The sequence below is a fragment of the Marilutibacter chinensis genome (genome assembly GCF_021725675.1).
Lineage (GTDB): Bacteria > Pseudomonadota > Gammaproteobacteria > Xanthomonadales > Xanthomonadaceae > Marilutibacter > Marilutibacter chinensis.
The window spans coordinates 42,648-56,796 of sequence record NZ_JAKJPO010000003.1; the positions used below are offsets into that span (position 1 = coordinate 42,648).

Sequence of the window (14,149 nt, forward strand, 5' to 3'; positions counted from 1 at the left end):
CTGATCCTGTTCGATTTGCTTCAGTGGAGTTGTACGGAAGTTCGGATCGATGCCACCTGAGAGGGGCAATCCGCAATGAGATTCGTGGTCGGCTCAACAGCGAGATAGGAAGTGCTGATCCAACCGCCATAATCGGGCTGCTTGCGCCCTCGGACAAACGCGATCTCGCAATGCACCGCTCCATGCAGTTTCAGCGTCGCCAGCTTCTGCCCATCCGAGGCCCGGATACCGAATTCGTCCCCACCTTCTTCCTCGATCCTCAACTCGGGAGCAAACACGTAGCGCAGCTCGAGCATGCTCTGTGCGGGTTTGTCCACCCGGTCGCTGATCTCCAGTGATGATGCCGGCACGTAGCGGAAAGTCCGCCGATGCGCGAAATCGTCGCCACGACGCACCTCGCCCGCGACCTCGTACGTGCCGTCGCGTTCGATGAAACGTTCGAGGTAGGAGCCCTCTCCGGCCGTCTGCTCCGGCCTGAAAGCAACGCCCTTGAGACCTACGACGCTATGGGCGAGATCACTGACGAAATAGGCCCGATACGAGTCGTTCTGATATCCGTACTTGCCGCCATCGACGAATATCGGCTGCCCGCGATGCGATAGCATGAAGCTCAGTTCATCGACGTGATCGTGCCCCGCGTCGTGACTGCTGCCGACAACAAAGAACTGGAATGCTTCATCCGCCTCTCCTCCCGGCATGCTGCGAATCGATACGTAACCGCTGGAGTGCATATCCTTGGCAACAACACACTGTCCATCTGCCGTAGTCGACCAGCAACGGCCAGCATCCCGGGGGTGACTGAACGGTACGCCGCTTCCCTCCGAGTCCCCGAATTGCAGTAGATTTCCGTCAAGCCCGGTGAACCATGGTGTGATGCTCTCCGCCTCCCGGATCCGGGTCAATGCATCGCGCGGCAACTCCGGGTACAACGTCATCCTTATTCCACGAAACGTCTTGTAAGCGAACATGTGATAGAAGGACGAGTCCTCGCGGTGCACTCCGTGTACGTCAAACTGGCTTTCGATCAATCGACGCATGTGTTCGGCACTGAATGCCGGCTCACCCTTGCATGGCTCAATCTCGGGCACGCTATTGCACAGCAGACGTAGACCGTGAACCTGAAAGATTCCGTGATTGTTGATGCTTACGAATGCGTCGTCGTGCAACTTGCGGGCGTGAAGATCGCTCAGCGCATCGAGCATCTGCGCATCAGCCGCTTCCGGCGTCCATCTGCCATCGGCCACCAAGTGGTTTAGATAGGCGATGTGCTGTGCCCGCAGACCCGTAGCCATATCTTGCCACTGGTATGAAGATCGGTGTCCTTCCAGCACATGAAACCGATACCAGTCGCGAACGACCTTCAGTATTTCCTCCAGAACGTCCGGTTCAGCGGACTCTCGGTACTCGCCCCACATCGGATTGAGCATCCGCCAAGCCTGGAGCTGGAATCTCCAGTTGGCATCCTTGAATGGATCCGTCTTCCAGTTGAAGGGAAGAGATATCGCATAGGCTTCCAGGTCAGCCCGCGGCGTGAAGCCATGACGCATGTAGTCCGCGTAACCACCCGAGGCAATCTTATAATCACCATCGCGTGTCTCGATCGGCCTGGGCGGAGGGCCGTCGAAGCGGCGCTCCAGCAATGCCCCGGCATTGTCGGTGGCGCTGGAATCGGCAGCTTCGGGCGCGCCTGTGCAGGCCGCCACGCAAAAGCACAATACCCACAACGCCGAACGGGCGATCGACGGGCGACCGGACGGGCCATTGCGGACCGAAGGTGTGGGACGACGGGTCATGTCAGCAAGCGTCCGATCTCGTGCATGGTGTGCTTGTAGAAACCAAGCGAGTAGTGGAATGGCGAAACTCCCCACTTGTGTTGCCTTGCTCCCACGATGACCTGCCTGGGATACACGACGGACCGAACTCCAAAACGCTCCGTGACGTGGTCGTACATCCGGCGCAGAAGCCGGTTCATCGCGATGGCCTTGTCGGCGCCGACCAATTTCGTGCCATCTTCCAGGTGGGTCGCCCATAGCGCCTGGTTCAGGATCATCCGCCGGGGGCCTACTTGTTCGACCAGCGCTTCGATCCCCTTGCACCACATGGCCCAGCGTCCTTCCCTGTCGGGCCTCAGGCGTGATTCGATCTCGACGCTACGTTTCGCGGACAGGAACTCGGGAGACAATGTCACCGGCGCCCCATCGACGAAGCCGATCGAAAAACGTTCGTCGATGAAGTCGAGTACGAGAGCATCGAAGCTGGCGCTCTCGAGCGAAGGCCCCACTTCACGGCGGAGGTCGGCCCTGACCATTTTGCGTTGCCAGGAACTCGTGATGCTTGCAAGGTCGACGCATGTCTCCGACGGAGTTCGCGGGTCGAATGCGCAAGCGAGCGAAGTCCGCGCCATATATCCCGCCAGCTTGTCTTCCTGCGAGAAGTAAGCAAACGTATCTCGCGAGACGCAGCTGCCCAGAATGAAGATGCGGCTACCTTCGGGAAGAGAGAACCCGTCATCGGGACCGTCCTTTATCGGACAGCTGGCCTGCAGCATGTTGCCGAGGTCGTCCTTGGCAAAAGCGACGACTGTCCGTGCGTCCTCGACTTTGGTCACGAAGCGGGCATTCGGCTCCGGCTCATACCAGCGGGTGTCGATTCGCTCCTCGCGGTCGAGCAGGTAAAAAGCGTACGCTGCCGGGGTGCAGCCTTCGCTGCCTCCACCGCTCGCCTGCGCCCGCACCATCCTGTCGGCCTTGCAGGCGTCGACTTCGAGAGAAGTCTCCGGACCGAACACCAGCGGATACCGGATGGTCGGCGCATCACCGGCAAACGGCGACGCCATGATCCAGCGACCGATGGCATTGCTGCCTGCCTGCGGATTGAGCATGCGCCGGATGACGGCACGGACCATGGTCTTCGGCGGCGCGTCGTGCCCTTCGGACCAGGCGCCGAACAATGCCGCGACGCGGCCGTCGGGCGAAAGCAGGAATCCCTTCCGACTGGCAGGCCGCATCTTCAGGCCTGACAGGAATGGCAGCGCATGCCCCTCGACATGGAAGCGATCGCTGACGTTCTGAAGGTACACGCAACGGCGCGGGCCTTCATGTTCGGCGTAGACTGACGCCAGCTCGCTCCGAATGCCATTCGACTCGAGCACCCTGCGCGCCTGCTCCTCCCGCTTGAACCCGGCGCCGAAGCATTTCGACAGGTAGTCGCTCACGGCCGAGCGGTAGTAGCGGAGGATATCCGTCTGCGGATTCCAGACGAATACCGACGCCCTTGGCCCCAGTAGCGCACCATAGAAGCAGGCGGCGTATCCACCGCCCGAGCCTCCCACCAGCAGAAGCTCCTTGCCCAGAACGTCGGCCATGCGCGCGAGGAAGGACGCGAGCCGATCCTGCACGCGATGTCCGCGACTGCCCGCATACCAGGCCAGGGCGATGTCCGGCGACAGGGCGAGGCTGGGGTCGGATATCGCGATAGCCGCATAACCGTCGGAACCCGCCATGCCCGCGCCCGAGAAGAACGGAGCTGGACGGCCATTGCGCGCGCCGACCGCGGCCGAGAAGAATACCGGGACGACAGCCTGTTCCTCGCGGACCTCCCGCGCCCAATTGAACAACTGGATGTCGAGCGTGTTCGCACAGTCGGCGTCCTGGGAGATCCGGTGGACTCCCTCCTCGACCTCGGATGCCAGGAAATCGTCCACACTGTTCCACGACCAGAGCGCCGGGGCAAAAGCATCGTAGTCGGCGGCAGAAATGCCCATCAGACGCTTGCACCCTCGTACTTTCCGCTGAACAGGGCAATTTCCCGCGCGATGGTCTGGTCGAAGCCACTTTGCGTCCGGACGCGCTGAGACGCTGCTTTCGAGAGCCGCATGAACCGCTCGGGATCCCGGTACAGCGCGAGCATTCCCGCGGCCAGTCCATCGGCATCGTCGGCACCTGCCAGAACGCCGCACCGCTCGTCGACGAACTCGGGGATGGCGGTGACCGCATTGGTGACGGGCACCAGCCCGGAGGCCATGGCCTCGTCCCGCGACACGCCCTGGGCATCCATGCGGGTCGGGCAGAGGAAGAGACCGTATTCTCGATGCAGCGCGGCAATCTGAGTCTGTGTCAGGAAACGGCGTTCGATGGAAACGTTCGGCAGGTCGCGCAGCGGCGCAAGCGTTTCGTCGAACAGCGTGCCGTCGCCCATGAAGCAGAATCGCATATGCTCGAACTCCGGAAACTCCCTGAGCTTGAGCACGGCCTGCACCGACAGGTCGTTCGCATACTTGGCGCTTTCGTACGGCCTGATGGAGAGGACTCGGCCACGCGCCTCCGCGTCCTTCTCCGCATAGCCGAACAGGTCTGTATCGATGAAGTTGTGGATGACCTCGTAGGTCCCCCGCGGGATCTCGACTCCGATATCGTCCATTACGTCGCGTGCGAACCACTCCGAGACGAACACGAGCTTGAGGTTCGGGTGCGGATCTTCGAGGAGACCCTTCCAGAACTTCATCCGTCGCTCGCCGAGCCGGCGCGCGCGGTCGCGCTGCGCATCGTCGTGATGGTCGAACTGACGGCGGCTGGCCGACTGGATCTCGGCACCGTGGGCCCAGACGTATATCCGCTTGCTGTCGACGAAATCCCTCAGCACCTCCCACATGCGTTCGTCCAGGAAATGGACAAGGATCGCCTCGTGATGTCCACCCTCCAGCATCGCGCGTAGGTGTCCTGACTCTCCGTGCACGACATCGACACCTTCGAACTCGTAGTAGTCGAGGCCTTCGCTGCCGATGCGGAATACGTCGACGTCCACTCCACGGTTGCGATACTCGACGACACGTCGGTGGACGAATGCGTGCTTGTAGAGATCGTCGTAGCTAGGATAGTTCTTGGCGAGCACGAGGTATCTACCCGTACTGAGCAGTTCGTCGACTGCTAGCGGCACGTGATCATAGGCGATCTTGCGAATCGCGATGGCGCCAGGTTTGGAGAAGCGGAATCCGATCCGGACGCGCGCTACCCCTTCCGGGAGCGTCGCCGTCACGTTCATCGCCGACTTGAGGATGTGGTGAGATATCTTCTTGCCGGAAGCATCGAGGTAGACAAGAACCAGCTCGACCGCGCTGCTCCCCTGCTCGACCACGAGCTGCATTCTCACGATATCGGTGATGCCAAGCTCCTGAGGGGCGTAATCGCCCTTGAGATAGGCGTAGGCATGCTTGCCGACCGGGAGCGATGAAGTGACAAGGCACGCCCCATCGCTTTCGCTGGCGCGAAGATACTTGTTGGCGGGCGTACCCAGCGCCTTCGCGATATCCACGCCCTTCATCCCGCCGAGTCCCGCTACGCCTTCCAGCGCAACCGGAGATTGCGACCCATCGACCCGGATCGACTCCGCGCGCGCCAGAAGAGCCTCGATGGAAACACCCGGATCAACATCGAGGTGTGCGCTGACCGCCTCGGCAACCTCGGCGCGAGCGGCACCGTTCATGCAGTAGCTGAACTCGTCGATACCAAGCCCTGGGAAAGGCAGCGGCGCATCCGCCAATGTAGTGACGCCCCCGAGCAGCATGACTTCGCGCAACTCGGAGGCCTTGCAGATGCCCGAGCGAAGCGCAATCGACTGCCCGAGCATATATTGCGCCCCATCCGCGCACATTCGCACCTGGCCGTCCACGTATTCGAAATGAGCAGCCTTGCCGATGGCCGACTCACCGGAGTAGAACGCCGCATCCGCCAGGTCGCCCAGATAGGCGGGATCGTAATGGTCGTTCGCATGCAACAGGGCCAGGAATCCGTCCGGAGCAAGCGAATGCAGGGAAATATCAGTGGCCTCGCCCTCGCTAAAGAGGCGAATGCCGTCGCCGGACGGCGACCGACGGGGAGTGAAACCGCGGCGAATGACCACTGCCAACGTCTTGTGTGGATACTCCTGCAGACGGAAATCCCGGACAGCCTTGTCCAGCTCCATCTCGTTGCCCGCCATGGCGATTGCCGTGATCCGGACCCGTCCCAGCATCGGTTGATACGACAGGACCTTCCGGGCCAGATATTGCAGACGGCGCTCATAGGTATGCTCGCGCATGACCTTGCGAAGCGCCGCCAGCTTCATCTTGCGACGCAGAACCGGATCTTCCCGCAACGGCTTGAGGCGACGGACGATCTCCGCCGAATCGTCGCTAGACACGACCAGATCGCCGAACAGCAGGCGCAGCCCTCTTGCATAGTTGCTGACGGTGATCGTGCCACTGGCGGCCAGATCGAATACCCGTCGCGCGAACATCGACTGCGAGCGCTTTACGGTGTTGATGTTCAAGCCATACTCGTATCCCTTGTAGGCGATATCGATCTGGTCAAAGGACAACCCTCCAAGAATCAATTCCTGGTAGCGCTCTGGAAATGTGTAGTTCGGATGCTCCTTGCCATGATTGCGATCGTAGATGTCGAGCCCCCCGAGTTCTTCGGAGGCCCGCACGAGGGCATCGAAATCTCGTTGCCTCATCGGATAGCGTCGGTAGTAGGATCCTGCGAAGCACAGCTTATCGATCCGGGAATACTTTTCCACCGGATTATGAGAACGCTGCTCGGTCGCAAAGGGCAGCAGATAGACTCGATCGTGACCAAGCTCGCGTTTGTAATGCTTGATGCAATCGATATCGGTGGTGAAGACGCAATCCGCCAAGGCGGCTGTGCGAAGGAAAGTTCGGAAGTGGACCGGATCTTCCTTGCTCCAGAAGGCGACCGGGACGCCAATCGTACGGCAATACTCAGTCAGCTCGAGCAGCTTCCCCGATGCGTTCGAGACCTGTCGCTCCCATGCGCCGTCGCGGCCATGCCAAGCCGATTCGACGAAGAGCATGTGAGGATTGAAGCTGTCGATCTCGGACTTGAACGTGTCGGGATGGAGTTGCTGGAGGTCGCAGCATTCGCGGAACGCCGCGAACGTGAACTCGTCCATGATCGCCGCAATTCGCAAACCGGAGACTTTTTCCGGCATACGTGCCGCATGCCCTGACATACCACGGACGGCGCCGATACTCTTTTCCATCCCAGCGCCTGCAACACCGTTCGAAGCCGGGCCCAGCCGGGCATGGAAACGCTCGAGCTCCATACGAAGAGCAAGGGGAAACCACTCGTGAGGCACCGCCACGTCCACGACCTGCTGTTGCCGCTCGGGATCGGCACCGCTCCGGCCACGGGCAATGATCCGAGCGATTCTCACCGGCGCCTTCAACAGGCTACGCCAAGAACGGGCAGCCTCCATTACGGTATAGCCAAGCTGCATGGAAGCGCTCTTGCGCAGCTGTTCGAAACCGCTCTCCATCGACTGCACCAGCTGCACCGCCCAGCGCAGCATGTCCTCAGCCCGGTCGGCGCGAACCGAGGCCTCCTCCAGCTCCCGCTTGAGCCGGCGTTGGACCTGGTCGAGCTCCCGAGTCTGAGCGACGAGCTCCTGCGTACGCTTGTGCAGGACGTCGAGCTGCGTCCTGTCCTCCCGCCGCCGGACGGTCTCGACAGCGGAAGAAGCGTGTCCGGGCTGTTCTTCTTGGCTCATATTCTTCAACAGTTGGCGGTGTAGTCGACGCTAGGCATGGACATTCAACGCCAGAAACCAACAGGGTCTAGGATCAGCTTTCCACTCGGCGCAGGGAACGCCTTGAACGCACTGTGCGGGACAAGGACGACGATCATGTCCGCGCTCTGGAGTACGGATTCGGTGGATTCGAACACGAGTCCCAAGCGGGCAGCTTCGTCCTTTCCGAGAGCTTCGGCAAACGGATCGCAACAGACCACCTTGCCTGGATACCTATTCGACAACGAAGCAGCGATCGACAGTGCCGGGCTTTCGCGGAAATCATCGACATCAGGTTTGTAGGTGAGTCCAAGGCAGGCGATCTTTTCCACAGCACCGTTCTCGCAGTGCCTATCCACCTGTGCGAGCACGTGCTCGGGCTTGGCATCGTTGACAGTCCGGGCCATGCGAATCAGACGCGCGGTTTCCGGCGCACTGGAGACGATGAACCATGGATCCACGGCGATGCAGTGACCGCCCACTCCCGCGCCAGGATTGAGGATGGAGACACGTGGGTGCCGATTGGCGAACTCGATAACTTTCCAGACATCCACATCGAGGGATTCACAGATCATCGACAGCTCGTTGGCAAATGCGATGTTCACGTCGCGGAACGAGTTTTCGGTCAGCTTCACCATTTCGGCGGTACGATCTGTGGTGAAATGACAGACGCCGCGAACGAAACGGCGATAGAGGGCGCCCGCGCGCTCAGCGCAGCGGGGCGACATGCCACCGATGATCCGATCGTTCTCGACCAGCTCCTTGAGCATCTGCCCTGGAATGATCCGCTCAGGACAGTACGCGATGCATACGTCAGCCTCGTCTCCAGACTCATGCGGAAACTTGAGGTCCGGGCGTAGCTCTGCGAGGAGCTTTGACAGCATACCGGTGGTACCAACCGGGGAAGTCGACTCAAGGATGATCAGACAACCTGGACGCAGAGTTGGAGCAATCGAACGCCCGGCCGCCTGCACGTACGAAACGTCAGGGCTCCGGTTCTCGTCATGTCCGACTGGCGTAGGAACGGCAATGATGTAAGCATCGGTCTCGACCGGGCTCATTGTGGCGGTCAGCAGTCCGCTTCCAACACAGCGCTCGACTAGTTCATCGAGATTGCCTTCCTCGATATGAGCACGCCCCCCATTGACGGCCTCGACCGCGCGGGCACTGATATCAACACCAATCGTCTTGAGGCCGGTGGATGCGAACATGGCGGCGGTGGGTAGCCCAATGTAACCGAGTCCTATGACGGACAGGGACTGGATCGGGTTGTCGCTGACTTCAGTATTGAGCATGCTATGTTCTCTTTGAGTCTAATGCGTTCTTGATGATTTCTTCGTACCTCCGGACAAGCGAAGGTCACTCTTGGACTTCCACCACATCGCGGCCGGAAGCAAGGTATTGTCGTCCGTCCGGTCGCCTTCGGCGATTCGGCTGAAACAAAGTCCTAGTTCACTGGTATCGCTCGGAAAGACAAATCCCGCATCAGCCCGCCCCAGCCAAGCCATAATGGAGTCTCCATCCGGCCTGGCGGTAATGCCGGCCAGGCACATCCATCGTAGTGGATAGAATGACGAAGTGGGCTGAAACTCGTGCGCAAGCAGCAGAGTCTTCACTCACACGGTCTCCGCACCGTTGGCAACGGCACCAATCGCTCGGCAGCACAGCCTAACCACGGCACAGCCTGCGATACTCCATGATTGCCTCGATGACGCCTCCGGAGAAGGCTACCCGCCCCTGCTCCAGCACAACCCCTTTATTGCATACACGCCTCGCGATCTCGAGGTTGTGCGTCGCCAAGATGACAATGCGGCTGCCTCTCACGCGGTCGTTCATTCTCGCCCGGGCCTTACGAATGAACTGCATATCACCGGCCCCCAGCCATTCGTCCAGCAAGATGATGTCCTGATCCACTGCTGTAGACACGGCAAACCCCAGTCGCATCCGTTGCCCCGCGGAAAGCGTATACAGCCGGTGCTGGGCCACCTCCGCCAAGCCGGAGAAATCGAGGACCTGGCCGGTCACCTCTTTTATCTGCTCCAAGGACAGACCCATCGCTGTACCCCGAAGCAGAATATTTTCCTCTACGGTGGCCTGACCGTTGAATCCAAGAGAAATATTCAGCAATGCCTGCCGCTTGCCATGGACTTCCAGGCAGCCTGTAGTCGGCTGATAGGCACCCGTCAAGACCTTCAGCAAGGACGATTTCCCTGCTCCATTGCGTCCGATCAGAGCCACCCGATCACCATCAATCGCATCGAAGCTGACGTCAGCAAGTATCTGGCGGTACACCCGATGTGGCCGCGCCATCGAAGCATTTACCAACGTCTGCCACCAGGAGCCGCTTTCGCGTGCACCTTGGACGTAGTGAGGGATGGTCAGTCCGACAGATCTTGCACTCAGGCCGATAGCCATTGCGATGCCTCAGAGCCAGAGGGGGATGAAGCGGGAATACCGCGAATAGACGACGGCGGCTGCGCCCCAACCAAATAGTGTCAGTGCGGCCACCGCAACCAGACTATGCACTTCAGGGAAGTGCCCAAGGATCGGAGCACGAACGAACTCAATCAGATGGAAGAACGGATTGAAACGCACCACCATTCCACGAATGCTGTCCGGGGGCACCAGAGATGCATCCCAGATGATGGGCGTCAGCAAGAAACCGAAGATCAGTCCTGTACTGATCAACTCACGAGTATCTCGATACCGTGCTCCGACGAGCGCCACCAGCATCGCCATCCACAGCACATTGAGCACGTAGATGGGCACCGTAATCAACAGCAAGGGGATTGCTTTGAGCTCCACCAGCGGATCGACAAGAAACACCACCAGCAAGACAAGAAAGCCGACTGCCATGTAGAGCGACGACCTGGCAAATACCCTCAGCACGTAATCCGTGAACCGGACGCGCCCATCCATGATGAAGGCTTGGTGCACTGTGAAAACATCTGCCGATTCGGTCACTGACTGGATCGCAAACCGCCACAATACGTAGCCCACACCCAGATGCGGCACGAAATACCAAGGATCCCTCCCTACTATCACGGCATACAAATTGCCGAGTCCAAGAATATAGGCCACCGGAGGCAGGACCAGCCAGAGAATCCCCAAGCGAGTGCGGCGATACTTGGTAACGACGTCCAGCCACACCGCATAAGCCCAGAATGCGCGATGGCTGAAGCTCCCGCGAAAATCGGAGATCAGCCTGTTCACAGGGGGGAGGCTGCCGGCGTGGAGTTCTGCAGAGCGACACCGATGTCGGCGATAAGATCGCCGAGATCCTCCACACCGACACTCAACCGCACCAGCCCGTCGCTCAAACCCAGGCGCTCGCGGCGTTCCTGCGGCACCGAGGCGTGGGTCATGATCACCGGGTGGTTGACCAGGCTCTCGACTCCGCCGAGGGACTCGGCCAGGGCGAACAGCTCGGTACGCTCGCAGAAGCGCCTGGCCGCTTCCACGCCGCCCTTGAGCACTATGCTGATCATGCCGCCGAAGCCATCCATCTGGCGCTTCGCCAGCGCGTGCTGCGGGTGCGAGGCCAGGCCCGGGTAGATGACCTTGTCGATCGCGGGATGGCTTTCCAGCCACTGCGCCAGCGCCAGCGCGTTGTCGCAGTGTGCCTTCATCCGCAGGTGCAGGGTCTTCAGGCCGCGCAGGGCGAGGAAGCTGTCGAACGGCCCCTGCACGGCGCCGACCGAGTTCTGCAGGAAGGCCATCTGCTCGGCCAGCTCAACGTTGTCGCCGACCACAGCGATGCCGCCGACCATGTCCGAGTGACCGTTGAGATACTTGGTCGCCGAGTGCATCACGATGTCGGCGCCCAGCTCGAACGGGCGCTGCACGATCGGCGAGCAGAAGGTGTTGTCGACCACCACCAGCAGGCCGTGGCGGTGGGCGACCGCGGCGATCTGCTCGATGTCGACCAGCTTCAGCATCGGGTTGGTCGGGCTCTCGATCCAGACCATCCGGGTCTCGGGACGGATCGCCGCCTCGAACGCGGCGGCGTCGCTGAGATCGACCCAGCTGACCTCCAGCCCGGCGCTGCGGCGACGCACACGCTCGAACAGGCGGTAGGTGCCGCCGTAGACGTCGTCCATCGCGACGACGTGGCTGCCGGCGTCAAGCAGCTCCAGGATCGTCGAGGTCGCGGCCATGCCGGAGCCGAACGCGAAGCCGCGGCTGCCGCCTTCCAGCGCCGCGACGCAGCGCTCGTAGGCGAAGCGGGTCGGATTGTGGGTGCGCGAATACTCGAAACCCTGATGCTCGCCAGGGCTGGCCTGTACATAGGTCGAGGTTGCGTAGATCGGCGTCATCACCGCGCCGGTGCTCGGATCGGGCGCCTGCCCTGCGTGGATCGCAAGGGTGCCCAGACCGGGCCTGCGCGCTTCGCCGTCCGGATGTCGTTGTGTCATTGCCTGTTCCCGCTGCGGGGCCATGCCCGCGGGCACGGCGACCGCTAAGTTTACCTCGACCATCCGCACATAGGCACCCGCCGGAACGCTGGTATTCAGCTATCCCTGGGCGCCAAATGTGATGTCAACGACATGTGAATTCCGCGCCTGCAACGCCCGCTCACTGCACCCGCCGCCGCAGGTAGTTCAGCAGGTCGATACGGGTGATCAGGCCGATGAAACGCTCGCCGTCCATCACGATCGCGACATGACCGCGGTCGAATATCGGCAGCAGCGATTCGATCGGAGCGCCGACCTGGACCTTGTCGAGCTTGCTCACCATCGCAGTGGACACCGGATCGCGGAAGCGCGCCTCGTCGCCGTAGACATGCAGCAGCACGTCGCTTTCGTCGACGATGCCGACCAGCGCGTCGCCGTCCATCACCGGCAGCTGCGAGACGTCGTACAGCTTCATCCGCTGGTAGGCGGTGACCAGCAGGTCGGCGGGGCCGACGACGACGGTGTCGCGCTGCGCGTACGGCCGCAGGATCAGGTCGCGCAGGTCGCCGCTGGGTTCGCGCTCGAGGAAGCCGTTGTCCAGCATCCAGTAGTCGTTGTACATCTTCGACAGGTACTTGTTGCCGGTGTCGCAGACGAACACCAGCACCTTCTTCGGCTCGGTCTGTTCGCGGCAATAGCGCAGCGCCGCAGCGAGGATGGTGCCGGTCGATGAACCGCCGAGGATGCCCTCCTTCGCCAGCAGCTCGCGCGCGGTCAGGAAGCTCTCGCGGTCGCTGATCGCATAGGCTTTTTTCACCCGGCTGAAGTCGGAGATCGTCGGCAGGAAGTCCTCGCCGATGCCCTCGACCATCCAGCTGGCCGACTTTCCCGACAGCGTCCCGCGGTTGACGTATTCCTCCAGGATCGACCCGACCGGATCGGCCAGCACGAGCTCGGTGTGCGGCGACTGCTCGGCGAAGCACTTCGACAGTCCGCTCATCGTGCCCGAGCTGCCGCAGCCGAACACGATCGCATCCAGGCCACCGACCTCGGCCATCTGTTCGAGGATCTCCGGACCGGTACCGTACTCGTGCGCGGCCGGGTTGTCGGGGTTGCCGAACTGGTTGATGAAGTAGGCGCCGGGCGTCTCGCGGGCGATCCGCTCCGCCATGTCCTGGTAATAGTCGGGATGGCCCTTGGCGACGTCGGAGCGGGTCAGCACGACCTGGGCGCCCATCGCCTTCAGGTTGAAGATCTTCTCCCGGCTCATCTTGTCCGGGACGACGAGTACCAGCTTGTACCCCTTCTGCTGCGCGACCAGGGCCAGGCCGATGCCGGTATTGCCGGCGGTACCCTCGACCAGGGTGTCGCCGGGCCTGATGTCGCCGCGGGCTTCGGCGGCCTCGATCATCTTCAGGCCGATCCGGTCCTTGATCGAACCTCCCGGGTTCTGCGATTCCAGCTTGAAGTACAGCTCGCAGACGCCCGCATCCAGGCGCCTGGCCTTGACGATCGGGGTCGCGCCGATCAGTTCGAGTACGGAATCGTGAATGGCCATGCGGTCGCCCGGTCTCCTGAAGCCGCTTGGCTGCGGCGGATCGGGCAATTCTAACCGGCCCGCCTGCGGGACCGCCGCCCTCCCCCTGACGCCACCATCCGGCGTGATCCCCGCGGCGACCGCCCGGCGGCGGGCTTGCGGCGACGGGCTCGTCGGGGATCAGGCCGGACAGCCGCCGCGGGGGGGAATGGCGCCGCCGGGGGGGCCGGGTGTGGTCGGGGGGTGCGCTGGCGCCCCCCCCGCCCGGGGCGCCCCCCCGCCCCGCCCCGGCGGCTCCGGGTTCTGGACGGAGGTGCCGACGAGGAGGCCCCGCCGTCCGGAAAAACATGCTCGACAATGCTCCTGCGGAGCGGCCCCGGGCAGAGCCCCGGGCATCAATGCTGGGCGTCGTACATCCGCAGCAACCGGTCCTTGGCCGCGAGTTTCTCGCGCTTCATCTGGTTCAGGGTGACGTCGTCGATCGGCAGTACGCCGAGTTCGGCGTCGGTCACCTTCTTGTCCAGCAACCGGTGGCGCTGGTAGAGCTGCTTGAATTCGGGATTGGCCTTCATCAGCGCCTCGATCTCGGGCTGCGGCTGTTCTTCGAACATGGAAACCTCCTTCAGCAATGTGGGGAAAACGTCCGGCCGGGGGG

9 protein-coding genes are annotated in these 14,149 nt (G+C 61.7%); all 9 read right to left on the reverse strand.

All coding sequences use genetic code 11. From position 1 onward, the window contains the following. Positions 1-20: 20 nt before the first annotated feature. The 9 genes from L3V18_RS05860 to L3V18_RS05900 all read right to left on the reverse strand — a co-directional run bounded on the left by L3V18_RS05860 (position 21) and on the right by L3V18_RS05900 (position 14,105). Complete coding sequence (locus L3V18_RS05860) at positions 21-1,793, reverse strand: heparinase II/III domain-containing protein (RefSeq protein ID WP_237053759.1); 1,773 nt, start codon at positions 1,791-1,793, stop codon at positions 21-23. Next, on the reverse strand, positions 1,790-3,763 hold the full coding sequence (locus L3V18_RS05865) for a DUF6270 domain-containing protein (RefSeq protein ID WP_237053760.1): 1,974 nt from the start codon (positions 3,761-3,763) through the stop codon (positions 1,790-1,792). The genes L3V18_RS05860 and L3V18_RS05865 overlap by 4 nt, the downstream gene beginning before the upstream one ends. Next, positions 3,763-7,545, reverse strand: coding sequence for a glycosyltransferase family protein (locus tag L3V18_RS05870; protein WP_237053761.1), 3,783 nt, complete (start codon positions 7,543-7,545; stop codon positions 3,763-3,765). The genes L3V18_RS05865 and L3V18_RS05870 overlap by 1 nt, the downstream gene beginning before the upstream one ends. Positions 7,546-7,589: 44 nt before the next feature. Then, positions 7,590-8,858 carry a UDP-N-acetyl-D-mannosamine dehydrogenase gene (wecC, locus tag L3V18_RS05875; protein WP_237053762.1) on the reverse strand — a complete coding sequence of 423 codons (1,269 nt, stop codon included), beginning with the start codon at positions 8,856-8,858 and terminating at the stop codon, positions 7,590-7,592. Positions 8,859-9,231: 373 nt separating this feature from the next. Next, on the reverse strand, positions 9,232-9,978 hold the full coding sequence (locus tag L3V18_RS05880; RefSeq protein WP_237053763.1) for an ABC transporter ATP-binding protein: 747 nt from the start codon (positions 9,976-9,978) through the stop codon (positions 9,232-9,234). A 9-nt stretch (positions 9,979-9,987) separates the two neighbouring features. After that, positions 9,988-10,776 carry an ABC transporter permease gene (locus L3V18_RS05885; RefSeq protein WP_237053764.1) on the reverse strand — a complete coding sequence of 263 codons (789 nt, stop codon included), beginning with the start codon at positions 10,774-10,776 and terminating at the stop codon, positions 9,988-9,990. Continuing rightward, positions 10,773-11,978, reverse strand: a complete 1,206-nt coding sequence (locus tag L3V18_RS05890; protein ID WP_237053765.1) for a cystathionine gamma-synthase — start codon at positions 11,976-11,978, stop codon at positions 10,773-10,775. The genes L3V18_RS05885 and L3V18_RS05890 overlap by 4 nt, the downstream gene beginning before the upstream one ends. 160 nt (positions 11,979-12,138) lie before the next feature. Next, positions 12,139-13,515 (reverse strand): pyridoxal-phosphate dependent enzyme, encoded by a 1,377-nt coding sequence (locus L3V18_RS05895; RefSeq protein WP_237053766.1) that lies wholly within the window; start codon positions 13,513-13,515, stop codon positions 12,139-12,141. 374 nt (positions 13,516-13,889) lie between these two features. Further along, positions 13,890-14,105 carry an HP1242/YdcH family protein gene (locus L3V18_RS05900; protein WP_237053767.1) on the reverse strand — a complete coding sequence of 72 codons (216 nt, stop codon included), beginning with the start codon at positions 14,103-14,105 and terminating at the stop codon, positions 13,890-13,892. Positions 14,106-14,149 lie beyond the last annotated feature (44 nt).

Coding starts and splice junctions, on each gene's coding strand:
- L3V18_RS05860 (WP_237053759.1), bottom strand. CDS start 1,793: ATGACCCGTCGTCCCACACCTTCGGTCCGCAATGGCCCGTCCGGTCGC.
- L3V18_RS05865 (WP_237053760.1), bottom strand. CDS start 3,763: ATGGGCATTTCTGCCGCCGACTACGATGCTTTTGCCCCGGCGCTCTGG.
- L3V18_RS05870 (WP_237053761.1), bottom strand. CDS start 7,545: ATGAGCCAAGAAGAACAGCCCGGACACGCTTCTTCCGCTGTCGAGACC.
- wecC (WP_237053762.1), bottom strand. CDS start 8,858: ATGCTCAATACTGAAGTCAGCGACAACCCGATCCAGTCCCTGTCCGTC.
- L3V18_RS05880 (WP_237053763.1), bottom strand. CDS start 9,978: ATGGCTATCGGCCTGAGTGCAAGATCTGTCGGACTGACCATCCCTCAC.
- L3V18_RS05890 (WP_237053765.1), bottom strand. CDS start 11,978: ATGACACAACGACATCCGGACGGCGAAGCGCGCAGGCCCGGTCTGGGC.
- L3V18_RS05895 (WP_237053766.1), bottom strand. CDS start 13,515: ATGGCCATTCACGATTCCGTACTCGAACTGATCGGCGCGACCCCGATC.
- L3V18_RS05900 (WP_237053767.1), bottom strand. CDS start 14,105: ATGTTCGAAGAACAGCCGCAGCCCGAGATCGAGGCGCTGATGAAGGCC.